This window comes from Vibrio sp. PBL-C16 (assembly GCF_034321865.1).
Classification (GTDB): domain Bacteria; phylum Pseudomonadota; class Gammaproteobacteria; order Enterobacterales; family Vibrionaceae; genus Vibrio; species Vibrio alginolyticus.
Genome location: NZ_JAXLNY010000001.1, coordinates 1,561,259 through 1,586,806, shown reverse-complemented (window position 1 = coordinate 1,586,806; position 25,548 = coordinate 1,561,259). Strand labels below are relative to the sequence as shown.

The following is a 25,548-nucleotide window of genomic DNA, read 5'->3' as shown; positions in this document are numbered from 1 at the left end:
AAATCTTGGACTCAGCTCGACCAACAGAAGTCACAAACGTTTACTAAGCCAAGAGGTAACTTGAATAAGTATTCTTAGAAACGGTAGCTCATACCTACAGAGAATACATTGATGTCTGCATCAACCGTTACTTTTTCATTGCCAAATTTCGCAATGTCTAGCTCAGGCATCATGTATTCCCATTCAACTTGTAGAGCAAAGTTTTCAGTAATAGCGAACTCTGCGCCTAAACCGTACATGCCTGTTACAGTGCTGTCAGAAATGGTGGTATGGCCTGCGCTACCGTCAATCACAGAGTTGCTAATTTTGAATTCAGCATTGAAGTAAGAAAGACCAGCTTTAGCAAAAAGGTTGAAACGATCGCCAATCGGTAGAGTCGCTTTTGGCTGAATCGATAGATACTTCATATCACCAACAGTAACAACTTTGCCGTCTAAAGCATCGTAACCACCAATGGCTGCTTCTAGAGAAATGTATTCGTTGAATTTGTAACCACCGAATACTTTGCCTGAAAGGCTTGAGTCATCTTCAAGTTTAAGTTTAGTGCTAGCGTTAGTACCACCACCATTGATAGAGCCATTAACATCACCAAACGATGCTTGACCTACAGATGCACCAACGTAAGGAGCTGCGTTTGCAACAGAACATGTTGCTAGAAGGGCTGTCATTAGCCATGTTTTTTTAAACATTGTATTTCACTGCCTGTTAATTATTGAGGTTGTGTTTTGCCCATCCTTAAGCATGCCATGCTATCCATTTCACTTGGTTTCAAAACCAAGTGGATGTTAATGAATAAAAACTCAATAAAACATGAAATATTTAGACACAACTTTGCCACTTTCTTTCTTAATTTTGACAATTTAGTCATTTCACAAGCATTGCTGCTTCAACCAGTTAGTGAGCTTGATGATTTCCGCTTGCTTGGCTCGACTCTTTTTATGAATAAAATAGAAGCTGTCGCCGGTTTCCAATCCATGAGAAGGGATATACACCAAATCGTGCGCTTTATCTCTTTCATTAAGCATAAAATCATTCGCAAATGCGATGCCTTGGTCATAACGCGCCGCCTCAATTGCCAACAACATATGACTAAAATGTTGAACATCGACATCTTTCGGCAAGGTGTAACCGCCCGCTATACACCACTCAGCCCAGTCTTTTCCTCTCTCACGATAAATTGAGTCTGTCGACAAAATAGGGTATCGCCAAAGCGCTTCTGGAATCGGTTGATCTTGCAACTCTTTCCAAATTTTATGGCTGCAGACCGGATACAGCGTCTCCGCGTATAACTTTACCGACATGTAGTTTCGCTTTGGCTTTTCTACCGTGATAAAACAATCGCCAACGCTGTCTGTCTGTTCAGGATCACCAACGACCATATTGAGTGTCAGATCGATTTCTGGATGTAAGCGCTTAAAATCAGACAAACGCGGAATAAGCCACTTTACGGCAAGCGAGCTATAAATCGCCAACCGTATGCTGCCTTTGTCCCCTTCTCGCACCTTTTGGCTGGCCATCGCAATTGAGCTAATTGCTGGGCTAATATCCTCTAAATAGCGGGTGCCCGTATCGGACAAAGAGAGCTTTCTGCCTTGACGGATAAATAATGATTCACCCAAATAATCTTCTAATAGTCGTATCTGGTGACTAACGGCACTTTGCGTCACATTGAGTTCTTCAGCAGCAAGCGAAAAGCTAGAGTTTCTGGCAACAGATTCAAAACAGTGAACCGCTCTGAGTGGTGGCAATTTCATTATCTAAAAATCTCATACTTAAACTAATAAATATCACTTCACTTCATCCTATGACATCACCTACTCTTTGGCAAAGACAGAGGAGAGGAAAAAGTGAAAGTTACATCGGTCGGAGCAGCGATGCTGCTATTAATTGTTGGAAATCTCATTGCGGTGCTTTCGGACTCTTTAATTAAAAGTGTCGGAAATGAAGTGCCTATTTTTCAATTTGTCTTTTTCCGACAAATTTCAGCGGTGCTTTTCCTGCTGCCAGTCTACTTGCTAACAAAAAATGCGCCTTTTCTTGAAGGGTTTAAGTGGCATGCTGTTCGCGCTCACGTATGGTTACTTGGTGCAATATTCATGGTTTTGGCGATCTCATCTTTACCGCTCGCAACTGCGAATGCGATCTTTTACGCCGCGCCATTGATCATGTTGCCACTTGCAGCAATCTTTTTTGGAGAACAGTTGTCTAAGCAATCGGTCGCCGCAGCGATAATGGGCTTTGCCGGTGTGTTAGTCATCATTCGTCCAGACCAAATCGATTGGGCAGCAATTTCAGCTTTAGTTGTTGCAATTACTTTAGCAATCAATAACTTGCTCATTCGAAAACTGCCAAAAAATCAGTCTGTGATGCAAACATTATTGATGACAAACTTGGCAGGTATTCCAGTAGCCTTCTTGCTTGTTCTGATCGAAGCAGAACCTTGGGACTGGAGTGCTTTCCCTGTTGCTGCTGGCTCAAGTCTGTTCATCATGATTTATGCAGCAACATGTGTCATCGCTTACCGCTCGATCGATAGCAACAAAATTGCCAGCGCTGAATACAGTGGCTTAATTGGTGCCGTGTTTGTGGGATTGATTTGGTTTGGAGAAGTGCCTGATATATTTATGGCAATAGGAACCATTATGATTGTTGTGCCTCTCGTTTGGCTTTCTAAACGAGAGCGTCGCAAGAAAAAGTTGCAAGAGCAACAAGAAGCGCACGTTACTTAAAGTTGTGCTCTAACCCAAAGACTAAAAAACCGAGCCGTAAGTGCTCGGTTTTTTTATGTGGCTCTAATCGGTTTTTACGTAAGCGACTACGTGAGATAAAAACTGCCTTGCAAAGCGATCATTAAACCGGATGCGATATTCATGCTCGGCTTCCGACACTAGACGCCAGCCTTCAGCAAAGTATTCTTTGATATCATCAACCGCCTCTTCTTTATTTTTGATGTGTTTCGCGTTCCACTGATAAGTGCAAGAGACAACGATCAGCCCACCCACCTTGGTGGTTTTTTTTAGAGCATTGATCACGCTAAGTGGCGACTCACATTGATCAATCACATTTAAACATACGACTAAATCAAAGCGAGATTGGAGAGTATCGAGCTCAAAAGGCTGGTTAATTAGCGTCAAATCAACATGAGCACATTTCTGTACGATATCTCTATTCTCTACCTCTAAAGTGTTTAAGGTGTTCACATCGTGAAGGTAAGTAAGCTCGACGCGTTGTTCTTCTATTAATAGTTGCTTCAAGCCATCCATTAACCTATTTGAAGGCTCCACAAGCGTCGCTTCTTTAAGGTTAGGTAAGCGTTGCACTAACTCATAATAATTTCTTCCCAGCGCCGCCCCAACCTCAAGTAGGGAATACGGCTGAACGCTGCTTTCGATTACCGCCTGCGCAATAAAATCAGCAACTTGGGAGCAGTGAGGTGATGACAAAAAAGAAAATGGGACTTGTTTTGAGCGACTGGTTATCATCTCAATCTGTTGATCCTCAATGAACTTGTCGAACCATTGCGCTTCGAAATAACCAGCCAGACCGTGCTCGGTCAGGTAAAAATCTTCCATGTTTTTTCCGTTCGTACTTTAAGAAAAGTGATTGTATCGAACGCGGAAATTAACGGGTATTTCTGGCCGCACATTCCAATGGGAAAACAGATGAAAACGCCGCTTATGTGAAAAAGCCCTTTCATCTCAAAGATAAAAGGGCTTGTTAATCGCTTCGGTTAAGTCGCTAACTATTGTGGTAGAACAACGTTACCATCTTGAATTGGGAACGTTTTTGTCGCTGGCTTGCTCGCCAAACGAACCGTCGTTGGTGCACCTGAAACTTCGTAAGTGACGTCGTAACCCACTACTTTATCAGATGTCGTATATTCTGTATGACACTGTTTTTTCGTCGTTGTTACTACATCACCTTTTTGCACATTCTCCTGGATCTTACGACCTGTCATTGCACCAGCAATCGTACCAGCTGCAGTTGCAATCACTTTACCTGAGCCACCACCGATTTGGTTGCCCAGCGCTGCTCCAGCTGCTGCGCCACCAACCGTACCAATAATTTTATTGTCATCCGCAGGGGCAACTTGCTCGGTTACTACCACGTCTTTACATACTTGGTGCGGCTTTTTCACCGTTTCAGTCACCGCTTCAACCAAAGTAATGTTTGCTTGAGTTGGAGCTGGTGGCGTTTTGTCTTTACAGCCTGCTAGTACAGCAACAACTGCCGTTGCAATTGCGATAGATTTCATATTCATGATTTACATCCCAGTATGGTTTGCTTTGATGAGCGTTATGGTAAATCGCAAAAGGGAAATCACATCAGACGAAAACAAACCCTCTGTTATTAACAAGTAAAGAAACACTGTTTTATAAGAGGTACGTCAAGAAACACTCAGCAGAATGTCAACAGAGCTAAAACTGTATCACTACTGATTATGATTGGGCTGGACTAGTCTATGAGATTTATTTTTAAGCCAAGCTCAAAAATAGTTCGTCATCCGTTAAATACTTATGACGGTGGCTTAGATTACGCACGTGCATAAACATAAAATCAGGGAAACCAGGCGCTATAATGTTATTTGGTTCCCAGCATACACCGCCAACAAACACATATCGCCCCTGCTTGTCATCTTCGTGAAGGGGGTTATTAAGAGGAGAAGAAAACTCTGCTCGGCAACCTTCAACCACACAAACAATTTGTCCTTTAAAAAGGCCAATCACGCGCTTTACAAGATTTGCCTTGATACCACACTTCCATGCTTGGCGAGTGGCCATCTCATAGCCATATTTTCGGATCGCTTTCTTTTGCAAATGTACTACTAGGTTCATTTTGACTCCTGATTCAAGCAACTACGTGAAGCCCAAAGTCATAAAAGCAGATAGACGTCTATACCCGAGTGAGCTCATGGTACGTGGGAATAAACTACGTGATTAGACTGAGTTTAGTGTCGGATGAGATACACCGTCCACGATGCTGTAACGTATCGATTTACACCAATCAAAGGCAGATAACACATCAACTTTTGAGTGCTTTCCTGCGCTGTATCTGGTTACTTCTGTATATTACTATAACGAAATCACCCTCCACGTTTACCTATATAAATTTGTCGTAACGATAGAGGGTGCTTATCATGGAGAGAGGATAACGCCTACGCGTCGATGAGATAATTTTGACCTTCAGTTTCTAAACGATCAATCATTTTACGACACTCATTTAAATCAAGAGGTTGTTCAAAGCGGCGCTTGAGATTCATCAAAAAGAAGATATCTTCACACATGGCTTTCTCAGGTTCGTCACTGATTTTGGCGACCGGTGAACCATTGCACGTGACCATTTTTATCACGATAGAAAGTGGCTGGTAGGCTTCACCATCTTTATTGACATAATCACCCATATCATTGGCAAGAAAAGTACCGATACCAAAACTCACCTGAATACGTCCTTGGAAATACTCGCAAATATCTAACGCTTGTTCGAAGTTAAGTCCGTCGGTAAACACCAGTGTTTTTGTTAATGGGTCTATATTCAGCGACTGGTAGTGTGCAATCATTTTTTCACCCCAGCTATAAGGGCAACCACTATCGTGACGTACACCGAAGTATGCGTTACTTAGTTCTTCATCAAAGTCTTTAAGGAAAGCATCGATACCAATCGTATCGGTTAACGCAATACCTAGTGCACCATTAAACATTTTTTGCCAACGTTGCAACGCCACTTTTTGCGAATCTCGCACATTCACCAGAGCTTGGTGTCCCATAAACCATTCATGAGCAACGGTGCCGATAGGCGTCAAGTTTAGCTCTTTTGCTAAGTGATAGTTACTTGTTCCTGTCAAACATTCCGGCACTTCCTGGCACAAATATTCCAGCATAGTGCGCTGAGCTTGAAAGGAAAAACGTCGACGCGTCGACATGTCAGAAAATTTAAAGTTAGTAATGTTACGACGTTTTAGTTCCGACTTTAGGTGTCGAACTTTCTCTTCTAAAACAGTGGTAAATTGCGCAACAGGGATATCTGACCAACGCTGACGGCTACGAACTTCAGACACGATGCTCATGATGATCGTTTCGTACAAGATGGTGTCTCGCCACAAACCGTTAATGGTAATTCTTAACTGGCTTGAGCCATCAGCCATGGCTTTGTTATGGAAAGAGACATCGCTTTGTGGGTTGAAACGGAAATGGCGCAGTGCATCAACAAAGTCAGGATTCAGGTAAGGCGCGACACGCTTAATATATTCAATTTCTTCTTGCGTAAATTGAATATCTTGCAGTTTAAGGACTTCGGCTTTTACCTCGGGCAAAAGCTCAGAGAGGTCTTCCTCACTGCGCACGATAAACTTATATGACACCATCGCATCAGGGTAAAGCGCTGTTACAGCGCTCATCATATTGACTTTGTAGACATCGAAATCCAAAGCGCTTTGAATGATGCGGGAAGAAAATAGTTTGGTGGTCATTAGGTGCCCTTCTACATGCCCTTCCTGGGTATATAACTTTTTGTTACTAACTAATTTGCGTAAACAATAAACACCCATCTATAGTTTGTCAACTTTTGTTACTAACCACTCATTTTTATAAGGTTTTTTTGTCTAGAATTCGAGCAAGCATTGTGAATAAGTCAGAGTCATCCGTAAATTTATGCTCAAACCGTATTAAGAACACTACCGAAAACGTTTCTAACAACTCGTTACTTACCCATTGATTGACCACTTGTTATGCGCTAGATTACTTACAAATCAATATTAGGACCCAACCATGATCGTATCTGTCGACATTATTCCATTCAGGCTATCTGGCTGTGCCGATAAGGGATTGGAAGTGTTGTTGATTAAACGTTCAAATCCAAATCGGCCATACCATGGAGTCTGGGCACTACCGGGCGGATTTGTCTTTGATAAAGACTTAACCAGTGAAGGCGGACGCCCGGCCGATGAAAACTTTGAAGCGGCGCGTCGCCGAATTTGCCGTGAGAAAATCCATACCTACCCTCGCCATTTTAGCGAAGCGTTTATCGACGGTGATCCAAAGCGCGATCCAGAAGACTGGAGCTTAAACATTACGCACTACGCCTTAGTTGATCGTAACAATGTAGAGCAAATAAATAATGCAGGTGTACCGGAATGCCAACTTAAATGGTTTTCGCTACAGGCTATTCTCAATGGAGAAGAAACCCTCGCATTTGATCATCAAAAAACCATTGAAAAAGCGTGGCAAAAGCTTCGTGCATCCATTGAATACACATCGGTTCTTTTGTTTGCATTAGACAAAGAGTTTTTGGTTGCGGACATCATTTCTGCTTATCAAGAGTTTGGTATTGATATCAGCCGAATGACGATTAAGCGCCGCTTGATAGATTCAGGCGTACTAAAACCCACTAATAAAGTCGCTTCAACCAACAAAGGCAAAGGTGGAAAACCCGCAATGGTATATACGCTGACTAGCGACGAAGTAACCTTTTTTCAAAACTGTTTGCGTGGATAAACGCAGACAATCAGACAGACAAGGAGTCTGCCATGACTGTTCGAGTAAACTATCAAACTACAGCAGTGATCGACGTTGATCCAGAGAAAGGCTTTAGTGAGTTATGTCCAAATGAACTGCCCGTTGCAGGTGCGTTGGAAATCGTACCGGAGCTTTTGAACAATCATGCCAAAGGCCGATTAAAACTGGTCAGTCGTGACTTACACCCACCAAAAGCAAAGTGGGATGCAGAATCGCCATCCAATATGCTTGAGCCCGTTGGTTTACCGAATGTGGATATAAAGTGGAACCGTCACTGTGTGCTTGGCACAACAGGTTCTGAGCTGCTAGATGGCTTACCACCCGTGTTGGACTATGATTTTCAAGTTAATAAAGGTATGGATCCTGACGCACACCCTTACGGTATTTTTTTCCATGATATTGCCGACACCAAAACGACAGGTGCGCATGAATTTCTAAAGTTCAACGGGATTGATACCTTAGTTATCGGTGGCCTTGCCTTAGACTTTTGCGTGAAAAAATCCGTCATGCAAGCGCTGGAACTTGGCTACAATGTGGTAGTTAATCTTGCTTCAACTCGTGCGGTGCTGCCTGATAATGTAGAGAATGTGCTGACAGAGCTCAGAGATAATGGCGCATTATTTGTCGAAAAAGCGGACGACATCATCGTAGAAAAGTTCGCCTAGAAACGATAGTAACCGAGAAGGGTTTCACCATGCATCAACATGAAAAATTGAATTACGTTGAATTTGGTTCCACTAATGTCAGTGCGACCAAACAATTTTTTGAGCGTGCTTTTGACTGGAGCTTTACCGATTATGGTCCAGAATATTCTGCATTTTCAGGACAAGGGTTGGATGGCGGATTCTTCAAATCTGAGTTTATAAACCAAACCGCAAATGGTGGCGCACTTTTAGTATTTTATAGCTCAGACATTCAGGCCACTCAGACAAAAGTAGAGCAGCATGGTGGAAAAATTATCCGCCCTATTTTCGAATTCCCCGGCGGCTGTCGATTCCACTTCACTGAACCGAGTGGAAATGAATTCGCAGTATGGTCAGAGAGCCATTAAGTGATCACAAATCAACAACACACCATCAACGTGAGCCCAAGCTAGCCAGATCCGGAACTGGCATTACATTTCTGGTTGACCTCATCCTTGGTTTAATTCACTGTTAGCGCAACAATTAATCGATGAGGCGCTAGACCTCGACCAAGGATGTCAAATGACTGCCGTCAGTTTTTTTCGCTTACTCTGCCTCGCTGCTATTTGGGGTGGCTCGTTTCTGTTTATGCGAGTCGCCGCCAACACATTCGGGCCGGCTTACTTAATCGAATTTCGAGTTACATTTGCCGCCGTCGCTTTGTTATTGATCGCCGTATATTTGAAGAAGAAACTCACGTTAACTGCGCATACTAAACACTTCTTTATTATTGGCTTATTCAATAGCGCAGTTCCATTTTTACTCTTTGCGTACGCAGCCCAGACACTGAATGCATCAACTTTAGCAATATTGAACTCAACCGCCCCAATATGGGGAGCACTAGTTGGCTTTGTTTGGTACCGCAGCCCACTCACAGCGAAATCTGTTCTCGGTATGCTAATAGGCATTGGAGGCGTTGCAGTCTTGGTCGGCTTAGATACTTCAACCATAGGTGAAGAAGCCATGCTCCCTATTGCCGCCAGTTTGATGGCTTCTTTCAGCTATGGCATTGCTACCAACTACACTAAAAATGCGCCACAAGTACTTGCTTTTGACAATGCTCACGGCAGCATGTGGGCGGCGGTTATTTGGGTACTGCCGCTGCTACCATTCTTACCAATGCGTGCAGAACCAAGTCATTTCGAATGGAGCTCTGTTGTCACGCTCGGCGTTGTATGCACAGGGTTCGCTTATTTGCTCTATTTCCGCTTAGTTTCTGATATCGGCCCAGCGTCAGCACTGACTGTCACTTTTCTTGTTCCTGTTTTTGGTATCTTATGGGGCTACTTGGTGCTAGATGAGCCCGTCGGCTCTAACACCATCATAGGAACAATTCTAGTGCTTAGCGGCACTATGCTAGTCACCGGTTTCTCCCCAACAGCAATGCTCGCGAAGCGAAAACGAAGCGTGGCTTAATCAGCCTAATATAACTTCCACACCTCGCTTTTTGATTTGTTCAAGGTCGCTTTTCGGAGCGGCTTTGTCAGTCAGCAGCACTGATATTTCGTCAGTCTTACCAATTGATGAGGGATAAATTTGCCCAAATTTACTAGAATCCGTTAGAACAATATTGCGCCTTTTTTTCGCAATGATGGTTTCTGCGATCTCAGCGCGCATCATGTCGCGGCTAGTAAAGCCAGTGTCTTGATGGAAGCCGTCAATACCCAAGAAGGCCGTGCTGAAATGAATGTTCTCAATACACAACTTAGTCAGCGGTCCGACCAAGCTCTCGCCTTGGTGCTGATACACGCCACCAAGCAAGATAATGTTGGCAGAAGTGTTACGGATGAGATGGGCGATATACGCCGATGGCGTAATGATGGTCACATCGCCGCGCTCAGCCAATGTCCGAGCCAACAACGCATTGGCACTGCCTCCTTCAATCAGCACTGTCTCATTCGGTGCGACCAAATCCGCAGCTTGGTTTGCGAGCGATTGTTTAATATCGAAACGTACTTCTAGACGGGCATCAATGTCATCACTTTGCAACGCGGTAGCTGCGCCGTGAACGCGCTTTAGGTAGCCCTGTTGCTCCAGAAAGTTCAAATCCTGTCTGATGGTCACACCCGACACGCCAATGATGTCAGAAAGCTCTGTGACTTGAACGCGTTTACGGTCGTTCACTAATTGCAGGATTTCATTTTGTCTTGGGTTCACAGGTTCGCTCCTTATTGATGAGCTTACAGTATACTCACCTGATGTTTCATATGAAAAGAACTTGAAAGTAAAAAGGAAAAAACGCGTGGTCTGATTAGCCAAGCTGTACCTTGCGAATATCGCTCCCATCAACAGATAATAGGGCAACGAAAATGGGATGGAAGAAGAGGGGTTAACTCCCTACATCCCAACAACGATAGAGACTAGGATCAAAGTAATGGAAGAAATTTACTTCGCAGGCGGCTGCCTTTGGGGCGTGCAAGAATTTATGCGCCACCTTCCGGGCGTAATCAACACAGAAGCCGGGCGAGCAAATGGCACAACGGATAACACTCAATCCGAATACGATGGCTACGCAGAGTGCGTGAAAACCCAGTTCGATGCTGAGCAAGTTTCGGTTGAAACTTTAATGGGGTATTTGTTTGAGATAATCGACCCTTACAGCGTTAACAAGCAAGGTGAAGACGTAGGTGAGAAGTACCGTACTGGTGTTTATAGCCAAAACGAACAGCATCTCACCATCGCGAAAGCGTTTATCGCAGCACGACCGGACGCCGACAAGATCGCCGTAGAAGTACTGCCACTCACAAATTATGTGCCAAGTGATGATGAGCACCAAGACAGACTCACAAACTTTCCGAATGATTACTGCCACATCCCATTAGATTTACTACATAAATACAGGGATAACTCGTAACCATTCAGTCAGCATCGCTTTAAAAGGCAAGATGCATATCAGTTTAAATCGATGCCTTCCACTAATGACAATGTCATTTCTGCCGCCGATATTTCCTTACAACCCGACGAGTTTTGTCCGCACCACAACGGTGTGAATTCATCTCGGTTTTGCTTTTCCATAAGCGCTCTTAGTTGAGCCATTTCAATGGAGGCGTATGGGAATTTCGGCGCAAACTCACTGATGTAGCCTAGCTCCGACATCGCGCGATTCACAATGCCTCTCGCTGGTCGGCCCGAGAAAACATTGGTCACAGCGGTATGTTGCGCGCGTTCACTGGCAATGGCATATCGATGTAAAGACGATGTTTTCGCCTCATCACACAACAAATAGGCGCTGCCAACTTGAACGGCACTCGCTCCTAATCTCAACGCGGCTTCCACCCCACTTCTATCAGCGATTCCGCCTGCAGCAATAACAGGCAAATTCACCCGTTTGGCGATTTGTGGTAATAACGCCATCAAACTTAATTGAGTAGTTAAATCATCCGATAAAAACATACCTCGGTGTCCACCAGCCTCCAAGCCTTGGGCGATAATACCGTCAACGCCTTTTGCTTCTAGCCAAAGTGCTTCGTCCACCGTGGTCGCTGACGAAAGGATCTTCCCTCCCCACCCTCTAATTCGAGCTAACAGATCATCGTCTGGCAAACCAAAGTGGAAACTGATCACTGGCGGTGCAAATGGTTCAATCGCGTCAGCAATATCATGATTGAAAGGCATCCTTGTCGGAGCGTTTGGCTGAGTCTGAACGGTTGCATCAACCTCGGAAAAATACGGTTGCAGCGTTTTTTGCCACTTTTCGTGCTTGTTGGCGTCATACTCCGGCATTTCATGGCAAAAGAAATTGAGGTTAAACGGTCGGTTAGTTGCCTGCTTGATAAGTTGAAGTTCTTTTACGATGGCGTCTTTGTTCAGCATTCCACAAGGTAACGAGCCAAGCCCGCCAACATTACTGACGGCGATGGTCATTTGGCTGTCTTGCACACCGGCCATTGGCGCTTGAATAATCGGTAACTCTGTTCCCAAAAGTGTATTAAATACCTTGTTTATCATGATCTTTCCTTGAAAACTTAACCTTTACCTGTGATGGATCTGCGCCATCGTTATCCAGACTAGACTTTCACATGATTAAACACTTATAAAGTTAAAGTGATGCATTTGTGCGCTATGCACTTTTGATAGAAATGACAAAGGGAGCCTATGGCTCCCTTAATATGCTGAATAACAAGAATCAAAGTGACTATCGTACGACATCTGATTCAAGCTCTAGCTCTGCTACAGACAGCATGGCAAACTCTTCCTCGGCGGTTGCTGCCACCAGTTTGTTGCGGCTGTATAACCCATAATAAACACCACCGATAAGAAACAATCCCATTGTCATGAAAAAGGCTGAGGGATCAAAAGCATAAACACCTGTCATTGCGATCAAAGAAAGCACCAGAGAAATACTCGAAGTAATTATCCCACCAGGCGTTTTATATGGACGAGTTAATTCCGGCTGTTTAATTCGCAATAAAATATGGCTCAAGGACATTAATGCGTACGATACAGTCGCACCGACAACAGCCATCGCCAAGATTAAGTCCCCCTCACCCGTAAGTGAAACCAAGAACCCAAAAACGCCCGGAACCAAAAGCGCACGAGAAGGCACTTTTTTGTCACTGGTTAATGACAAAGTTTGCGGTAAATAACCCGCGCGGGAAAGCGCAAACACCAAGCGACTGTAACCATAAATGATTGAAAAGAAAGAAGCGATAAGACCAGCCAATCCAAGTAAGTTCACGGCCATTGCTACCGTTGAATTGCCCGTAAGCTTTAGGGCGTCAACTAATGGCACCGCGCTATCGCCTATGACCTTTGAGCCAACCGCACCAGCCAAAAGGACGACTACGAGAGTTGCGGTTAGCAATAAAAACAGCATCGCACCAATGATGCCTTTGGGAACATCTTTTGCCGGATTTTTTGCCTCCTCTGCCGCTAAAGGCACACCTTCAACCGCAAGAAACAACCACATTGCAAATGGCAACGCAGCCCATACGCCATACCACCCAAACGGCAAGATTTCTGTTGCCTGAGCCGTCGCCGGAGCAATATCGAATAAGTTATTAACATCAAAGTGACCAATAAGCACAGCAGCAGTAATGAGAATAGCTAGCACAGCCAAACCGCTGATGACCATCATCACTTTGAGAGCTTCGCCAACACCTGCCATATGAATAGCGATAAAGACGGCGTAGAAAAGTGCGTAAACAACAGGGCCATCGATACCAACCAATTCATTCACGGCTGAGCCAATAAAAATCACTATCGCAGCAGGCGCGAGCGCATATTCAATCAAAACTGATAAGCCAGTGAAAAAGCCGCCTGTCGGCCCCATCGCCTGTCTTGCGAAGCTGTAACCACCACCCGCAGCAGGAATAGCCGCAGACATTTCAGCTAAAGACAATACTAGCGTGAAATACATTACTGCCATCGCGATAGCAGCAATAAGAAAGCCTCCCCATCCTGCTTGAGCGATGCCAAAGTTCCAACCGGCGAAGTCACCAGATATAACATACGAGACACCTAAGCCAGCAAGTAAAATCCAACCTGCGGTGCCTCTTTTTAGCTGCCTTTTGGCCAAGTACTCCTGATGTTTAGACATAGTAAATCCTTCTACTTTGATGAAATTAAAAAGTTGTCGCTGTGTTTATCTTCAACGCTTGCGCCACTTGGCTCATTGATATCTGAGCGATCTTTCAGATTCACTCCTGACAGTTGTAATTTTCGAGCTTCCTTGAGCAAGTAAAATGCGCGTTCACAGGCATCGTCATAGTTGAGCCCCTGAGGGCGCACATTGGAAATGCAGTTTCTTTGGGAATCTTTAGAGCCTCGTTTAGCCCCCCAAGTGAGATACATACCCATGCTATCCGGAGAAGTTAGACCGGGCCTCTCTCCAATTAAAACCAGCACGGCCTTAGCGTTAAAACATTCACCAACATCATCCCCTACCGCTACTCTTCCTTGCTTTACGATTGTGATAGGTGTGAATTTCCATTGATGTTCATCATCAGCGCTTAAAAGAGAAATCAATCGCGTAACAACAGGCACGGCATGGTTTTGAATTGCGACGGAAGAAAGTCCATCAGCAATAACAATCGCAAGATCAATGTCAGTGTTATGCTCATTTGCTATCGAGTTGAGCGTTTTCCAAGAAGATTCATCGAGCTGCCGTCCTAAATCGGGCCTTTGCAAGTACATAAGCCGATCACTCACTTGGCTGCTCACTACCACTGGAGGCTCTAAGGTATTTTCAAGAATCGAGTAAGAGTCCGACAAACCAGCAACGAGAGACTCAATATTCAAACTGCAATGCACTGCATCCATAGCTTGGGCATGATCCAGCTGAAATGAGAGTAACTCGTTGGTTGGTACACTGTTTCCGCTGCGACCCAGAGCGATCCGAGCAGAGGTGAAGTCGCGTAACTTGCCCCAAGGGTTGTGTGTGACAACTTCAGACTCATCTTGTGGGGACTGAGCAATGGTGATTACTTTACCCATGAGAATACCCCTTATTCAGTTGATTAATTGCTCCCGAAAACGAGCGAGAGATTTGCTCACTTAACCGAACGTCTTGCACGCTCTCGAAAATCTGCATCTCCATTAACCATTGTTCAAACTCTGGAGCTGGCTTCAGACCGAATACTTTTCTTGCGTAAAGGGCATCGTGAAATGAGGTAGTTTGATAGTTGAGCATGATGTCATCAGACCCTGGAATACCCATGATGAAAGAGCACTCGGCCACGCCTAACAGTGTCAGCAAATTATCCATGTCATTCTGATCGGCATAGGCATGATTGGTGTAACAGATGTCGCAACCCATGGGTAAACCAAGCAGCTTCCCACAAAAATGATCTTCAAGCCCAGCACGAATGATCTGTTTGCCATCAAACAGATACTCAGGGCCAATAAACCCAACAACTGTATTAACCAACAAAGGATCGAACTGTTTCGCGACAGCATAAGCACGGGCTTCACAAGTCTGTTGATCGACCCCATGAAATGCATTCGCAGACAGCGCGGTACCTTGTCCGGTTTCAAAATACATCACATTGTTTCCTACGCTACCTCGATTCAAAGACAACGCGGCTTCATGGGCCTCTTTCAAAATCGACAAGTCGATTCCGAAGGTATCATTCGTCCCTTGCGTGCCGCCTATCGACTGAAAAACGAGATCGACTGGTGCGCCCATTTCAATGGCTTCGATCGTGTTCGTTACATGAGTTAACACACAAGACTGAGTCGGTATTTGATAGTGTTGAATCACCTCATCCATTAAGTTCATTAACTTGATAGCTTGAGGCACATTATCTGTTGCCGGATTGATACCGATAACCGCATCGCCATTTCCGTACATCAGACCATCAAAAATGGTCGCTGCGATACCGTTGAGAGAATCAGTGGGATGATTCGGCTGTAAGCGAGTAGACAGGCGACTCGGCAAACCTATCGTATTCCGAAAAGCCGTGACAACTTGGCATTTTTTAGCAACGAGAATCAAATCCTGGTTGCGCATAATCTTACTGACTGCGGCCACCATTTCTGGTGTTAAACCTTGACGAATTTTAGCCAACGTTTCACCATCGGCTTCTTCACTCAGCAGCCAATTTCGAAAATCTCCGACCGTCAAGTGCTCAATCTGCTTAAAGGCTTCAAGGTCATGCGTATCGATAATTAGGCGAGTGATATCGTCGCTTTCGTATGGAATAACCGCCTCGTTAAGAAACGTTTTAAGTGGTAACTCAGACAGCGCCATTTGTGCGACTACACGTTCTGCCGCTGACTGAGCACAAACCCCGGCTAACGCATCGCCTGAGCGCTCCGGTGTCGCTTTCGCCATCAAGTCAGCTAATGACTTAAAGGTATAGACTTTACTTCCTTGTTGCCGACGATAAGTTGCCGTCATTGCTCTTCCTCTTCACTATTTGGTTCGCTTTTTGCTGAACTATCAATAAGCTTTAAGAAAGTATTGCCAAATGTGTTCCGTAGCGTTATCAAAAACTGGCAACATTTATAAACCAATAATAAACAATGAGTTATGTAAATACTGCTCCAACATGACTCACAAAAAAGGAATGAGCATCACAAGGATGAGTAACCAAATGCCCCAAACTGCACCAATGCTGTGCATCCATCACACTAAGGATGCAAACCAACAAGCTGCGAGTCTGATAAACTGGCAACAGGAATATGACCAACTCAGCGATGGTCGATTTTTAGGTCAAATTCGAGAACGACGATTTCCCAATTTCCATGTGTTTCGTGAAGACAGTAACCGCTCGCTAAGACAGCAATGCAGGGTTGAAGAGGGAGGTATTTGGTTGGGTTTGAGTGCGGAAAATAAGCCGCTACACCTAAATCACAGTCAGTTTAATTCAAGCCAACTTTTGCTTAGGCAAGGTGGCGCTGATTTTGAGTTAATGACACCGGAGCAGTTTTCTATCTATGGAATAGTGCTCGACAAAAACTTCGTTCACATCATAGAAAATCAACTTGAGCTTGGGAGTATCCAAAACAACACATTACACTTAACGGGTTTGACGGAAAAACACATTCAACAACTTAAATACTACTTAGGCACGTTACTTGGTTCCGCCGAGCCAAGATGGTCTGAAACCACACATCAAGCAATCTTAAAAGATATTGTGCTGGAGTTGTTCTCACTCAGTTCACTGCACACGAGCCATCCGATATCAATCTCTCATCGTCAACACGTGATGCAGCGTATAAAACAACAGCTACAGGATCTAGACTACCGTACACCGATAACCGTCAGTGAACTGTGTGACGCAGTACACGTCAGTCGTCGCACACTACAGTACACCTTTGAACATTGCTGTAATACTTCCCCAAAGCAGTTCATACATCGAATACGCCTGAATCAAGTACGTAGAGTGCTACAAAACCCTGAAGATAATCGAACAATTGCAGAAATCGCTTTTGACTTTGGTTTTTTCCATCTCGGGCAGTTCAGTCAAAGCTACAAGCGGCTATTTGGTGAGACGCCAACTGAAACGAGAAAATGGGAGCCCAGCAAATAAAATGACAGGCAGTATATTCTTTCAGATCCTGCGTTGGGGCCATGTTATGCAGTCGCAATGATTTGCTGAAACTTAGCATGAAGCTCTTCAAGTGCCGCTTCAACATCCGGTTCTGCACGGCTCAAGTGCGAGATTAACGTCATAAAATAGCAGTCAAAAATCAGCGGTATTTTTCCCTCAAGGACGGAGCTTCCGTTTACAGATTGAAACAAAGCTTGGTTAAACGACTGATAATAATCCAAATCCCAAATCACTTCTTTCAACAAAGCTCGGCTCAGCTCAACGTTCGCAAAATAGTAGCGATAGTATTTCTCCGTCAGCGCCAAACCAATGTCGATATCGGTTTTACCTTCCACACTGACTAGCGTTTCTTGGCTGATCTGTTGCAGTTGCGCCAGCATCCCTTCGCGCAAAATCGACAGTTTAGTCGGGAAATGGCTAAACACTGTACCATCGGCTACTCCTGCTTCTCTCGCTATCTGCCTTGTGGTCGTCATGTCATAGCCATTTTGAGCAAAAGATGCCCATGCGGCTTTTAGAATTTTATCTCTGGTTTGTTGTCGCTTCGTCATTGATGTGTCTGCTTAATGAGCCTGAAAGGATCATACCTTGCGTGGTTGAGATTGACAAATTGAGCGCGCTCATTTATAAAATTGAGCATGCTCATTTTATATAAAAACAAAAGGAATCGCTCATGTACGTATTAAACAAACTAGGCCAAGGATTGATTTTCTTCCCGACCATCTTCTGCTTTTCGTATATTTTAAGACCGATATTAATGGTCATCCTTATTCCAGGAGGACTCGCACTTTTGGCGTTAATCGGTGGCGCAGAAGTCAGAGCAGAACTCAAAGCCATGCTGCTTGAGGAGTTTTTTGGCGTTAGCCCATCGCACACCACCTCAAAAAAGGCGTGAGTGCGCTACAAACGTTGGCAAGGCTAAGTAAAAAAGAAAACGCGCAGATATCGAGATCTCAATACCTGCGCGTAGATGTGGTGAAAATAAGACTGGCGTTAGTCAGTATTCATGTTCTGACCAATTCGCCATAAAACGCCGCTAGGGTCAAACAAACAACATTCGCGCATGCCCCAAGGTTGCTCGACCAGCTCAGTCAAACGCGAACCAAATTCTTCATGACCCACTTTGGATAAGTGCTGATGCCAGCTTTCTGCGTCTTCTACGAGCAAGTGCATCATGAAGTTATTGCCGTGTTCTGGCTCATAAAAATTCTGTAAAAGAAACGCGCAGCTACCTTGAGAGAAGTATGCTACATCACCGAAGTCTGACGCCATTTCAAAGCCAATCGCCTCATAAAAGCGTTTTGATAGCGCGTAATCTTTCGCCGGAACAAATGATTTGACTTCAACAATATTGAGGTTTTCCATTTCCAATTTCCTAAGCCTTTTTCCATAAAACTGACTGACGTAATCTCGCTCTATGCCTTCTATTCGCCTTGCGTAATCTGCTGTGATGACAGTGGCACACACTCTGCCATTTGCGTTTGTAACCACGTGATAAATTTATGTTCGAGTTCTGTACGCTTTTTATCTTGACTCAATAAAACATAATTGCAACTTGATGGAGAAAACCCAAATGGTGCGACCAAATTACCACGCTTAATATCGTCCATGACAAAAGGATACGATCCCATTGCGACGCCTAAGCCATCCACTGCGGCTTGTATGCAAAAATAAAAATGCGCGAATGATTGCTGAATGTTGCCGTTGAAAGTTTCACAACGTGTTGATTGCTGCCAATCCGCCCAAGCATTCGGTCTGGTTTGGCTATTCAACAATCGAGCTGCTTTCAAATTGTCTTTAATGGATTGCCAATACTCAGGAGAAAATACCGGCCCCACCCACTCTTCCACAAGAATGGTTTTGTCGTAATCGTGATGCTGCGCAAAATCGTCTCGACGAATCGCCATCGAAAGCCCAGTTGATCCTAATGTTACCGGGCCACCAGCCGTCGACAAACGAACATCAGCACGGTGTTCATCATTAAACGCGGCCAACCTTGGCATCAACCAGCGCATGGTTAATGTCGGTTCACAAGACACTTCAAGATGCTGATGCTTCTCTTGCATAAGCGTATTCACGCCTGTTTCTAGCGTTTGGAATGCCGTTTCTGTGTATGTCTTGAGTAATTCGCCTTCTGCCGTCAACACGACTTTCCTGCCCTCTTTGAAGAACAAAGGTTGAGACAGATATTGCTCAAGTTGCTTGATCTGCTTACTCACGGCTCCGTGGGTAATGTTCAGTTTGTCAGCCGCTTCAGTGTAGCTTGAAGAACTCGCCGCAACGTGGAAGACATAAAAAGATTTCAGGTGACGCATCTGTGAGTTTTTCTCACCAATATGGGAATATTTTTCGATTATAGTCAGTAATAAAGACGCCTACAATTCCGCTACATCCCAGACTTCATCATTCAAACAGGAAATCGATATGGAATTTGTAACTCTTGCGTTATTAGGTGTGCTTATTGTTATTAGCCCTGGCGCAGACTTTGTTTTGGTATTAAGAAATAGCTTAAATCAAGGACGAAAAGCAGGCGTGTACAGTGCGATTGGTATCAGCATGGCGATCAGCATCCACATCGCTTACTCCATGCTGGGGATCAGTTACTTAATTTCACAAAATGAATGGTTGTTTAATCTCGTGCGCTATCTTGGGGCCGCTTATCTTGTCTACCTTGGGATTAAAGGAATATTCTCCTCGCAGCCTGCGTCAAACTCAGAAACCATTCAACAGAGCGAGTATTCAATGTGGCGATTTTTCATGCAGGGATTTCTGTGTAATTTACTCAATCCCAAGACGATGCTGTTTTTTCTGAGTATTTTTAGCCAAGTGATTTCTCCCGACTCTAGTCAGCAACACATCGCCTTGTTTTACGGGATTTATATGATTGCGCTGCATGGTATTTGGTTTTCTATCGTTGCTGTTTTATTCACGTCACCCCAACTACAAGCTTTCTTGTTGAAGATTAAGCATCGACTCAATCAAGCATGTGGGGCGGGATTAATCATTTTCGGCGCGATGCTGGGCTTAAAAGTGTAGTACGCTTGCGGTCCGATTACCCCAGTTCAAATTGATCATTGAACAAGTGGCAGTAATCAAATAAAAATCTGCATTATCAATACCTTAAATTAGAAAAAACAGCCAACGTGCGCTGGCTGTTTCGATACAGTTAATGGATGACCCGAGCGTCCCCTTTAAATAACTGAGACAGATCGATAGTGAATATCGTCACCGTCGGACGTTTAGGCAGAGCATTTTCGATCGAAAACTCTGGCCCAGCTGGAACGAGGGGGAAGTGAATAGCAGTCGGCCACGTTGACGAAGCTTCATTACCGCCCGGCTCAGATATTGAGAAAGAAAACTCAGGTAAACGGGTCATAACACTTACCTCAAATGACTGATTAGCGGGCTCAAGCGAGCCCGCTTAGGTTTTGCAATGTTATTGTTATTTTAACGCTTACTTAATCACTAACGGTTGATGACGTTAGATATCAAGTTCTTTGTCTTCAACGTGGTTGGTGATCATCGCTTCAGTGGTGATCATCAAGCCAGCAACAGACGCTGCGAATTGAAGCGCTGAACGTGTTACTTTCGCAGGGTCCAAGATGCCCATTTCGATCATGTTGCCGTATTCACCTGTTGCAGCGTTGTAACCGTAATCGGAATCACCAGCTTTGACAGCGTTCGCCACAACAGAAGCTTCGTCACCTGCGTTAGTTGCGATTTGACGAAGAGGCTCTTCCATTGCACGTAACGCAACTCGGATACCCACGTTTTGGTCATCATTGTCGCCTTTTAGATCCGCCAATTCTTTCGCGATCTTAGTTAGGGCAACACCACCACCAGCAACAATACCTTCTTCAACCGCTGCGCGAGTAGCGTGTAGTGCATCGTCCACGCGATCTTTCTTCTCTTTCATCTCAACTTCGGTTGCAGCGCCGATCTTGATCACCGCTACGCCGCCAGAAAGCTTCGCAACACGTTGTTGAAGCTTGTCTTTATCGTATTGAGAGGTGGTTGTTTCGATTTGTTTTTCAATCGAAGCCACACGATCAGCAATCGCGCTTGCTTCTGCTGCGCCACCCACAATGGTTGTTGTGTCTTTGGTGATGGTCACTTTCTTCGCACTACCTAGTTGCTCTAACGTTGCTTTTTCGAGCTCTAGGCCGATTTCTTCAGAGATGACCGTACCAGCAGTTAGTACCGCAATGTCTTCCATCATCGCTTTACGGTTGTCACCAAAGCCAGGCGCTTTCACCGCGGTCGCACGCACGATGCCGCGCATGTTGTTCACAACCAATGTCGCTAGCGCTTCACCTTCGATGTCTTCAGCAATGATCAATAGCGAGCGAGAAGATTTCGCCACTTCTTCTAGTACAGGCAATAGCTCGCGGATGCTGCTGACTTTTTTGTCCACCAATAGGATGTAAGGGTTGTCTAGCTCTACGCTGCCATTTTCTTGGTTAGTGATGAAGTATGGCGACAAGTAACCGCGGTCAAATTGCATACCTTCAACCACAGACAATTCGTTGTTTAGACCTTGGCCTTCTTCAACCGTAATCACGCCATTGCGACCCACTTTCTCCATCGCTTCTGCAATGATTTCACCGATCGCGCGATCGCTGTTTGCAGAAATGCTACCCACTTGGGTGATGGATTCTTTGTCGCTGCATGGCTTAGACATTTCACGTAGTTTCTCAACCGCCGCTTCAGTGGCTTTGTCGATACCACGTTTTAGGTCCATTGGGTTCATGCCAGAGGCTACCGCTTTAAGACCTTCATTGATGAAAGATTGCGCCAGTACGGTAGCGGTCGTTGTACCGTCCCCCGCTTCATCATTCGCTTTGGACGCCACTTGTTTCACCATTTGTGCGCCCATGTTTTCGAACTTATCTTTCAGTTCGATTTCTTTCGCTACAGACACGCCATCTTTGGTGATGGTTGGCGCGCCGTAAGATTTATCAAGCACAACGTTGCGGCCTTTCGGGCCTAGTGTCACTTTTACTGCGTCCGCCAGTAAGTTCACACCTTTCAGCATTTTTTGACGTGCGTCATTAGCAAATAATACGTCTTTTGCAGCCATGGTTATCTCCTCAAAAAACTACTACAAAAATAATTACTCAACGATTGCTAACACATCAGATTCGGACAGAATTAAGTATTCTGCGCCGTCAATTTTCTCGGTTTTCACGCCGTAACCGTCATTGAAAATGATTTGGTCGCCCACTTTGACTTCCATCGCAGCGCGTTCGCCATTTTCAAGACGTTTACCTAAACCAACAGCAATGACTTTCCCGCGGTTTGATTTTTTCACCGACTGAGAAGTTAAAACGATTCCCCCTTCAGATTTATTTTCCACCTCTTGTCTTTCAACAATTAGCTTGTCATTTAAAGGACGAATTTTCATTTTTAAGTGCCTCCTACTTGGAACCAAAAATAAAAGACAAAATAAACATCAAGATGGATTTGCGAGTCGACAGCTCGCTTTCGATGAAAATAATAAGGTCGAAAAATGAGAGTTCAAGAGGTGAATTTGATAAAAATTTTTTATTAAATTAAATAAAATTTTCTATCGAATTATCGCATTCACAACCACTTAGCATCTCTTTATGATGGAAAATGTGCTCAATCAAATCTAGAGTGGTTACGTACTCTTAAAAAGGATAATCAAACAATGAAAAAGGCCGTATCTCTATTTCTTGCAACGTTATGCGTTGGCTTCCTCTCACCCAACGTGTCAGCTTCTGAACGCGCTGAACAAGGTTGGCAATTGATTGACGAGGGCGCGATGATTGTCGATGTGCGCACGCCGCAAGAGTTTTCTGAAGGGCATTTGGATAATGCCGTCAACTTCCCTTTATCTGAACTTGATAAACATTTTCAAGACGTCGATAAAGATCAAGCTATCGTGTTGTACTGTCGCAGTGGTAACCGCTCTGGCAAAGCGTATCAATACTTACAATCGCAAGGCTTTACGAATCTGCACAATGCAGGTGGCTTTGAAGAACTACAAGACGCCAAATAGTCGTCTCCGTTCTAATATACAAAGTAAAAGCACAGAGCGCGTCGCAAGCGTATTGTAACGCGCTCTGTTTCTAAATACTTATCTACAACAACTCTATTTTGGCCCTGCATCAAATTGAGTCAGGTTATCCGATATCTCGAGCCACGGCGCTTTCGACGCGACAAAAATATGGAAATCAGGCTTGTGAGAAGGTGTGTCATCCAAGATACCAAGGCGAATATTGACGATCCCATTGTTCTTTTTCGAATACAGACTTGATCCGCAGTGGCGACAAAAGCATAGCATGGTATTTTCGCTTTTCTGATAAGTTTGAATATCTTCTTTCCCTTGGATAATAAGCAGTTTATCCAACGCAATACCACCGGCAGATGAATAGTCAGAACCTGTGAACTTGCGGCATTCAGAGCAATGGCAATTTCCCATGTACTTGAATTCATCTGCCACTTCCAACTTTACCTTGCCGCACAGACATGAGCCTTTTAGTACTTCCATTTGAATTCCTTTTTGTTATGAATCTAATTGAATTAGATGGCTATCTCGACACCATGCCACTGCAATACGAAAAATTAAAGACAGGCAATACAGGTTTTCAAAAATGAAACGAAAATGTAAAACATTCCATTCAGAGGGAAGTGCGCTCGACACGTGAAAAATCGAGCTATTTTAGATACAAAAACACCAAGCAATAACGCTTGGTGTTTACCTCACAGAATGTCGCCTCAGAAAAGGCGCGTTCCGCTGTGCTTAAAAAATGCAGTGTTTAGTAAAGCTGGTCGCATCGTTTGCAGTCCAGTCACCTTTCGGCTTATCTTTCAGGTTTTCACACCATTGCTCGCTGCCGACACCATCTTGCAGAACACAATGCTTTGCAAAGTCTACCGCGTTGTCTGCTGTCCATTCTGTTTTTGGCTTATCGCGCATGTCGTTACACCAGCCTTCAGTGCCCACTTCATCACTACAAGCGGTCAAAGCAGAAGCCGCCAACATCAGCATGACTAGTTTTTTCATAAATTTGAGGTTCCAGTTGCAAACAATAGTAAAATTAAACTCAATCTCTTCAACACATGCCCATTCAAGTGTCTGAATAAAGGCGTCACTAGCTGAAGTGACTTTTGTATCAACTATAACGAAATTATCAGTCTACGTGTTAAGACACCGAAAAATTATTGAGCGACTCTGTGTAAAGCGCGCCATTCTAAAAGCTATAGGCAGCGCGCTTTTGTTAGCTCACCAACCTTAAAAGAGCCAGTACCAAAGCACGCTAAACGCAGCTCTAATGCCATTTGTTCAAAGTGATCGACGACAGACTGCGTGCTGATCGTCGCAGCTTTTAATACCGCACCAGCTTGCCCAATGAGATTAGCACCCAAATGAATGGCTTTCGCCGCTTCAAGTCCGTTATGAACACCTCCCGAGGCGATCAAGGGTAATGTAGGATGCAGTGCGCGGATTTGAGCCAAACATGTTGCTGTAGGGACACCCCAATCGCGGAAAAGCTCGGCTGCACGCTGCATTTTCGGATTATCTTGGCAATACCCTTCAACCGCACTCCAGCTTGTGCCACCCACGCCCGCAACGTCGATTGCATCCACACCAGCATCAATTAATCGCTGCGCAACGTGTCCGCTAATACCAAAACCGACTTCTTTGATAATGATAGGAACCTTCACGCGAGATTTAAGCATCTCAATTGCCTGGAAAACACCAACCCAATTGTGGTCGCCATTTTTCTGAAACGCTTCCTGCATTGGATTAACGTGCACAAACAAGGCATCTGCTTGAATCGCCTCAACCGCACGTTGTGCATTATCGAGTTTACCTTTATCGAGCAATTGAGCGGCTCCAAGGTTGGAATACAACGGTACTTCTTTCGCCAACTCACGAATGGTTTTACCCAAGCCCGAATGCTGACTTTCTTCTAAGCTAATCCGTTGCGAGCCCACACCCATGGCAATACCTAATTCACTTGCGGCTTCAGCCAAACGACAATTGATCGTTTCTGCGTCTTTTGCTCCGCCAGTCATCGAGCTAATCAAAAATGGTAGCGCTAATTGATGACCAAGAAACTCTGTCGATAAATCGATCGCGTGAAAGTCACATTCTGGCAGCGCACAGTGTTCGAACTCGACAGACTCAAAACCCGCCGTTTTATGCTTCATGCTCATATCATGATGTAAAACAGCATCTAGGTGTAAATCTTTTCGGTTAGTTTGCGGAGCCATAATGTCACCCTAAAGTAAAACAGTCGCGCAGTATTGCGATCCTTATCAGTAACGTCAATGCGAATTTTGTGAATTTGCCGGATTACTTTTCCGAAACGAGTAATGAATCTCGAC

At 44.5% G+C, this 25,548-nt stretch carries 30 protein-coding genes; 10 read left to right on the top strand and 20 right to left on the bottom strand.

Translation table 11 applies throughout. The features are described 5' to 3' along the window. Nucleotides 1-74: 74 nt before the first annotated feature. Complete coding sequence (locus tag UQW94_RS06940; RefSeq protein WP_005373936.1) at nucleotides 75-689, bottom strand: outer membrane beta-barrel protein; 615 nt, start codon at nucleotides 687-689, stop codon at nucleotides 75-77. 180 nt (nucleotides 690-869) lie between these two features. Beyond that, nucleotides 870-1,754, bottom strand: a complete 885-nt coding sequence (locus tag UQW94_RS06935; protein ID WP_213866887.1) for a LysR family transcriptional regulator — start codon at nucleotides 1,752-1,754, stop codon at nucleotides 870-872. A 93-nt stretch (nucleotides 1,755-1,847) separates the two neighbouring features. Here UQW94_RS06935 and UQW94_RS06930 point away from each other — a divergent pair, with 93 nt between their 5' ends. Next, complete coding sequence (locus UQW94_RS06930; RefSeq protein ID WP_005373940.1) at nucleotides 1,848-2,729, top strand: DMT family transporter; 882 nt, start codon at nucleotides 1,848-1,850, stop codon at nucleotides 2,727-2,729. A 63-nt stretch (nucleotides 2,730-2,792) separates the two neighbouring features. On the opposite strand, the gene UQW94_RS06925 is transcribed toward UQW94_RS06930, so the two are convergent. The 4 genes from UQW94_RS06925 to pncB all read right to left on the bottom strand — a co-directional run bounded on the left by UQW94_RS06925 (nucleotide 2,793) and on the right by pncB (nucleotide 6,466). Beyond that, entirely contained in the window at nucleotides 2,793-3,572 is a 780-nt protein-coding gene (locus UQW94_RS06925; protein ID WP_085569201.1) for a methyltransferase domain-containing protein, read from the bottom strand. 170 nt (nucleotides 3,573-3,742) lie between these two features. Then, nucleotides 3,743-4,261, bottom strand: a complete 519-nt coding sequence (locus UQW94_RS06920; RefSeq protein ID WP_238844263.1) for a glycine zipper 2TM domain-containing protein — start codon at nucleotides 4,259-4,261, stop codon at nucleotides 3,743-3,745. 214 nt (nucleotides 4,262-4,475) lie between these two features. After that, nucleotides 4,476-4,835, bottom strand: a complete 360-nt coding sequence (locus tag UQW94_RS06915) for a hypothetical protein (RefSeq protein ID WP_005373947.1) — start codon at nucleotides 4,833-4,835, stop codon at nucleotides 4,476-4,478. A 320-nt stretch (nucleotides 4,836-5,155) separates the two neighbouring features. Then, the gene (gene pncB, locus UQW94_RS06910; RefSeq protein WP_042523435.1) at nucleotides 5,156-6,466 is read right to left on the bottom strand and encodes a nicotinate phosphoribosyltransferase; all 1,311 of its coding nucleotides are present in this window, start codon (nucleotides 6,464-6,466) and stop codon (nucleotides 5,156-5,158) included. A gap of 298 nt (nucleotides 6,467-6,764) precedes the next feature. On the opposite strand from pncB, the gene UQW94_RS06905 reads away from it, so the two are divergent. The 4 genes from UQW94_RS06905 (at nucleotide 6,765) to UQW94_RS06890 (ending at nucleotide 9,610) form a co-directional block, all read left to right on the top strand. Next, on the top strand, nucleotides 6,765-7,490 hold the full coding sequence (locus UQW94_RS06905) for an NUDIX domain-containing protein (RefSeq protein ID WP_005373953.1): 726 nt from the start codon (nucleotides 6,765-6,767) through the stop codon (nucleotides 7,488-7,490). Nucleotides 7,491-7,522: 32 nt separating this feature from the next. Further along, nucleotides 7,523-8,176: an isochorismatase family protein gene (locus UQW94_RS06900; RefSeq protein WP_017635129.1), complete on the top strand. Its 654-nt coding sequence runs from the start codon at nucleotides 7,523-7,525 to the stop codon at nucleotides 8,174-8,176. Nucleotides 8,177-8,205: 29 nt separating this feature from the next. Continuing rightward, nucleotides 8,206-8,562: a VOC family protein gene (locus UQW94_RS06895; RefSeq protein WP_042523322.1), complete on the top strand. Its 357-nt coding sequence runs from the start codon at nucleotides 8,206-8,208 to the stop codon at nucleotides 8,560-8,562. Between the two features lie 154 nt (nucleotides 8,563-8,716). Beyond that, the gene (locus tag UQW94_RS06890) at nucleotides 8,717-9,610 is read left to right on the top strand and encodes a DMT family transporter (RefSeq protein WP_322142132.1); all 894 of its coding nucleotides are present in this window, start codon (nucleotides 8,717-8,719) and stop codon (nucleotides 9,608-9,610) included. On the opposite strand, the gene UQW94_RS06885 is transcribed toward UQW94_RS06890, so the two are convergent. Then, nucleotides 9,611-10,351: a DNA-binding transcriptional regulator YciT gene (locus UQW94_RS06885; protein ID WP_017635127.1), complete on the bottom strand. Its 741-nt coding sequence runs from the start codon at nucleotides 10,349-10,351 to the stop codon at nucleotides 9,611-9,613. A gap of 217 nt (nucleotides 10,352-10,568) precedes the next feature. On the opposite strand from UQW94_RS06885, the gene UQW94_RS06880 reads away from it, so the two are divergent. Then, nucleotides 10,569-11,048, top strand: coding sequence for a peptide-methionine (S)-S-oxide reductase (locus tag UQW94_RS06880; protein WP_005388723.1), 480 nt, complete (start codon nucleotides 10,569-10,571; stop codon nucleotides 11,046-11,048). 38 nt (nucleotides 11,049-11,086) lie between these two features. On the opposite strand, the gene UQW94_RS06875 is transcribed toward UQW94_RS06880, so the two are convergent. The 4 genes from UQW94_RS06875 to UQW94_RS06860 all read right to left on the bottom strand — a co-directional run bounded on the left by UQW94_RS06875 (nucleotide 11,087) and on the right by UQW94_RS06860 (nucleotide 16,034). Further along, the gene (locus UQW94_RS06875; RefSeq protein ID WP_322142131.1) at nucleotides 11,087-12,142 is read right to left on the bottom strand and encodes a nitronate monooxygenase; all 1,056 of its coding nucleotides are present in this window, start codon (nucleotides 12,140-12,142) and stop codon (nucleotides 11,087-11,089) included. A gap of 187 nt (nucleotides 12,143-12,329) precedes the next feature. After that, nucleotides 12,330-13,733, bottom strand: coding sequence for an ethanolamine permease (gene eat / locus UQW94_RS06870; protein ID WP_005373969.1), 1,404 nt, complete (start codon nucleotides 13,731-13,733; stop codon nucleotides 12,330-12,332). Between the two features lie 11 nt (nucleotides 13,734-13,744). Next, on the bottom strand, nucleotides 13,745-14,629 hold the full coding sequence (gene eutC / locus UQW94_RS06865) for an ethanolamine ammonia-lyase subunit EutC (RefSeq protein WP_005373971.1): 885 nt from the start codon (nucleotides 14,627-14,629) through the stop codon (nucleotides 13,745-13,747). Beyond that, entirely contained in the window at nucleotides 14,622-16,034 is a 1,413-nt protein-coding gene (locus UQW94_RS06860; protein ID WP_322142130.1) for an ethanolamine ammonia-lyase subunit EutB, read from the bottom strand. Before UQW94_RS06860 ends, eutC begins: the two co-directional genes overlap by 8 nt. A gap of 184 nt (nucleotides 16,035-16,218) precedes the next feature. Between UQW94_RS06860 and UQW94_RS06855 the strand changes: the two genes are divergently transcribed. Then, nucleotides 16,219-17,169 (top strand): helix-turn-helix domain-containing protein, encoded by a 951-nt coding sequence (locus UQW94_RS06855; RefSeq protein WP_322142129.1) that lies wholly within the window; start codon nucleotides 16,219-16,221, stop codon nucleotides 17,167-17,169. Between the two features lie 44 nt (nucleotides 17,170-17,213). Here UQW94_RS06855 and UQW94_RS06850 read toward each other — a convergent pair whose 3' ends face one another. Then, nucleotides 17,214-17,741, bottom strand: a complete 528-nt coding sequence (locus UQW94_RS06850) for a TetR/AcrR family transcriptional regulator (RefSeq protein WP_005373975.1) — start codon at nucleotides 17,739-17,741, stop codon at nucleotides 17,214-17,216. Nucleotides 17,742-17,863: 122 nt separating this feature from the next. On the opposite strand from UQW94_RS06850, the gene UQW94_RS06845 reads away from it, so the two are divergent. Continuing rightward, complete coding sequence (locus UQW94_RS06845; RefSeq protein WP_017635120.1) at nucleotides 17,864-18,085, top strand: hypothetical protein; 222 nt, start codon at nucleotides 17,864-17,866, stop codon at nucleotides 18,083-18,085. Nucleotides 18,086-18,183: 98 nt separating this feature from the next. Here the strand turns inward: UQW94_RS06845 and UQW94_RS06840 are convergent, their stop codons facing one another. Together UQW94_RS06840 and UQW94_RS06835 are read right to left on the bottom strand one after the other, a co-directional pair. Beyond that, nucleotides 18,184-18,555, bottom strand: a complete 372-nt coding sequence (locus tag UQW94_RS06840; RefSeq protein ID WP_258650054.1) for a VOC family protein — start codon at nucleotides 18,553-18,555, stop codon at nucleotides 18,184-18,186. A gap of 59 nt (nucleotides 18,556-18,614) precedes the next feature. After that, nucleotides 18,615-19,505 carry a LysR family transcriptional regulator gene (locus tag UQW94_RS06835; protein ID WP_258650052.1) on the bottom strand — a complete coding sequence of 297 codons (891 nt, stop codon included), beginning with the start codon at nucleotides 19,503-19,505 and terminating at the stop codon, nucleotides 18,615-18,617. 109 nt (nucleotides 19,506-19,614) lie between these two features. Here UQW94_RS06835 and UQW94_RS06830 point away from each other — a divergent pair, with 109 nt between their 5' ends. After that, complete coding sequence (locus UQW94_RS06830; protein ID WP_308387471.1) at nucleotides 19,615-20,226, top strand: LysE family translocator; 612 nt, start codon at nucleotides 19,615-19,617, stop codon at nucleotides 20,224-20,226. A gap of 130 nt (nucleotides 20,227-20,356) precedes the next feature. On the opposite strand, the gene UQW94_RS06825 is transcribed toward UQW94_RS06830, so the two are convergent. The 3 genes from UQW94_RS06825 to UQW94_RS06815 all read right to left on the bottom strand — a co-directional run bounded on the left by UQW94_RS06825 (nucleotide 20,357) and on the right by UQW94_RS06815 (nucleotide 22,594). Continuing rightward, entirely contained in the window at nucleotides 20,357-20,566 is a 210-nt protein-coding gene (locus tag UQW94_RS06825) for a hypothetical protein (RefSeq protein ID WP_115386481.1), read from the bottom strand. Between the two features lie 105 nt (nucleotides 20,567-20,671). Continuing rightward, on the bottom strand, nucleotides 20,672-22,270 hold the full coding sequence (groL, locus tag UQW94_RS06820) for a chaperonin GroEL (protein WP_053304624.1): 1,599 nt from the start codon (nucleotides 22,268-22,270) through the stop codon (nucleotides 20,672-20,674). A gap of 33 nt (nucleotides 22,271-22,303) precedes the next feature. Then, nucleotides 22,304-22,594, bottom strand: coding sequence for a co-chaperone GroES (locus tag UQW94_RS06815; RefSeq protein WP_005373989.1), 291 nt, complete (start codon nucleotides 22,592-22,594; stop codon nucleotides 22,304-22,306). A 267-nt stretch (nucleotides 22,595-22,861) separates the two neighbouring features. Between UQW94_RS06815 and UQW94_RS06810 the strand changes: the two genes are divergently transcribed. Then, nucleotides 22,862-23,212 carry a rhodanese-like domain-containing protein gene (locus UQW94_RS06810; protein ID WP_025768015.1) on the top strand — a complete coding sequence of 117 codons (351 nt, stop codon included), beginning with the start codon at nucleotides 22,862-22,864 and terminating at the stop codon, nucleotides 23,210-23,212. Nucleotides 23,213-23,305: 93 nt separating this feature from the next. Here UQW94_RS06810 and UQW94_RS06805 read toward each other — a convergent pair whose 3' ends face one another. From UQW94_RS06805 to fni, 3 genes are all read right to left on the bottom strand, one after another. Beyond that, nucleotides 23,306-23,704 (bottom strand): GFA family protein, encoded by a 399-nt coding sequence (locus UQW94_RS06805; protein WP_005388696.1) that lies wholly within the window; start codon nucleotides 23,702-23,704, stop codon nucleotides 23,306-23,308. A 252-nt stretch (nucleotides 23,705-23,956) separates the two neighbouring features. Further along, nucleotides 23,957-24,220, bottom strand: coding sequence for a DUF3012 domain-containing protein (locus UQW94_RS06800; RefSeq protein ID WP_322142128.1), 264 nt, complete (start codon nucleotides 24,218-24,220; stop codon nucleotides 23,957-23,959). A 194-nt stretch (nucleotides 24,221-24,414) separates the two neighbouring features. Beyond that, on the bottom strand, nucleotides 24,415-25,434 hold the full coding sequence (gene fni, locus UQW94_RS06795; protein WP_322142127.1) for a type 2 isopentenyl-diphosphate Delta-isomerase: 1,020 nt from the start codon (nucleotides 25,432-25,434) through the stop codon (nucleotides 24,415-24,417). Nucleotides 25,435-25,548: the final 114 nt, after the last annotated feature.

Excerpts from the sequence above, each read along its gene's own strand:
- UQW94_RS06940 (WP_005373936.1), bottom strand. The coding sequence starts at position 689 with ATGTTTAAAAAAACATGGCTAATGACAGCCCTTCTAGCAACATGTTCT.
- UQW94_RS06935 (WP_213866887.1), bottom strand. The coding sequence starts at position 1,754 with ATGAAATTGCCACCACTCAGAGCGGTTCACTGTTTTGAATCTGTTGCC.
- UQW94_RS06925 (WP_085569201.1), bottom strand. The coding sequence starts at position 3,572 with ATGGAAGATTTTTACCTGACCGAGCACGGTCTGGCTGGTTATTTCGAA.
- UQW94_RS06920 (WP_238844263.1), bottom strand. The coding sequence starts at position 4,261 with ATGAATATGAAATCTATCGCAATTGCAACGGCAGTTGTTGCTGTACTA.
- UQW94_RS06915 (WP_005373947.1), bottom strand. The coding sequence starts at position 4,835 with ATGAACCTAGTAGTACATTTGCAAAAGAAAGCGATCCGAAAATATGGC.
- pncB (WP_042523435.1), bottom strand. The coding sequence starts at position 6,466 with ATGACCACCAAACTATTTTCTTCCCGCATCATTCAAAGCGCTTTGGAT.
- UQW94_RS06905 (WP_005373953.1), top strand. The coding sequence starts at position 6,765 with ATGATCGTATCTGTCGACATTATTCCATTCAGGCTATCTGGCTGTGCC.
- UQW94_RS06900 (WP_017635129.1), top strand. The coding sequence starts at position 7,523 with ATGACTGTTCGAGTAAACTATCAAACTACAGCAGTGATCGACGTTGAT.
- UQW94_RS06895 (WP_042523322.1), top strand. The coding sequence starts at position 8,206 with ATGCATCAACATGAAAAATTGAATTACGTTGAATTTGGTTCCACTAAT.
- UQW94_RS06890 (WP_322142132.1), top strand. The coding sequence starts at position 8,717 with ATGACTGCCGTCAGTTTTTTTCGCTTACTCTGCCTCGCTGCTATTTGG.
- UQW94_RS06880 (WP_005388723.1), top strand. The coding sequence starts at position 10,569 with ATGGAAGAAATTTACTTCGCAGGCGGCTGCCTTTGGGGCGTGCAAGAA.
- UQW94_RS06875 (WP_322142131.1), bottom strand. The coding sequence starts at position 12,142 with ATGATAAACAAGGTATTTAATACACTTTTGGGAACAGAGTTACCGATT.
- eat (WP_005373969.1), bottom strand. The coding sequence starts at position 13,733 with ATGTCTAAACATCAGGAGTACTTGGCCAAAAGGCAGCTAAAAAGAGGC.
- eutC (WP_005373971.1), bottom strand. The coding sequence starts at position 14,629 with ATGGGTAAAGTAATCACCATTGCTCAGTCCCCACAAGATGAGTCTGAA.
- UQW94_RS06860 (WP_322142130.1), bottom strand. The coding sequence starts at position 16,034 with ATGACGGCAACTTATCGTCGGCAACAAGGAAGTAAAGTCTATACCTTT.
- UQW94_RS06855 (WP_322142129.1), top strand. The coding sequence starts at position 16,219 with ATGAGTAACCAAATGCCCCAAACTGCACCAATGCTGTGCATCCATCAC.
- UQW94_RS06850 (WP_005373975.1), bottom strand. The coding sequence starts at position 17,741 with ATGACGAAGCGACAACAAACCAGAGATAAAATTCTAAAAGCCGCATGG.
- UQW94_RS06845 (WP_017635120.1), top strand. The coding sequence starts at position 17,864 with ATGTACGTATTAAACAAACTAGGCCAAGGATTGATTTTCTTCCCGACC.
- UQW94_RS06840 (WP_258650054.1), bottom strand. The coding sequence starts at position 18,555 with ATGGAAAACCTCAATATTGTTGAAGTCAAATCATTTGTTCCGGCGAAA.
- UQW94_RS06835 (WP_258650052.1), bottom strand. The coding sequence starts at position 19,505 with ATGCGTCACCTGAAATCTTTTTATGTCTTCCACGTTGCGGCGAGTTCT.
- UQW94_RS06830 (WP_308387471.1), top strand. The coding sequence starts at position 19,615 with ATGGAATTTGTAACTCTTGCGTTATTAGGTGTGCTTATTGTTATTAGC.
- UQW94_RS06825 (WP_115386481.1), bottom strand. The coding sequence starts at position 20,566 with ATGACCCGTTTACCTGAGTTTTCTTTCTCAATATCTGAGCCGGGCGGT.
- groL (WP_053304624.1), bottom strand. The coding sequence starts at position 22,270 with ATGGCTGCAAAAGACGTATTATTTGCTAATGACGCACGTCAAAAAATG.
- UQW94_RS06815 (WP_005373989.1), bottom strand. The coding sequence starts at position 22,594 with ATGAAAATTCGTCCTTTAAATGACAAGCTAATTGTTGAAAGACAAGAG.
- UQW94_RS06810 (WP_025768015.1), top strand. The coding sequence starts at position 22,862 with ATGAAAAAGGCCGTATCTCTATTTCTTGCAACGTTATGCGTTGGCTTC.
- UQW94_RS06805 (WP_005388696.1), bottom strand. The coding sequence starts at position 23,704 with ATGGAAGTACTAAAAGGCTCATGTCTGTGCGGCAAGGTAAAGTTGGAA.
- UQW94_RS06800 (WP_322142128.1), bottom strand. The coding sequence starts at position 24,220 with ATGAAAAAACTAGTCATGCTGATGTTGGCGGCTTCTGCTTTGACCGCT.
- fni (WP_322142127.1), bottom strand. The coding sequence starts at position 25,434 with ATGGCTCCGCAAACTAACCGAAAAGATTTACACCTAGATGCTGTTTTA.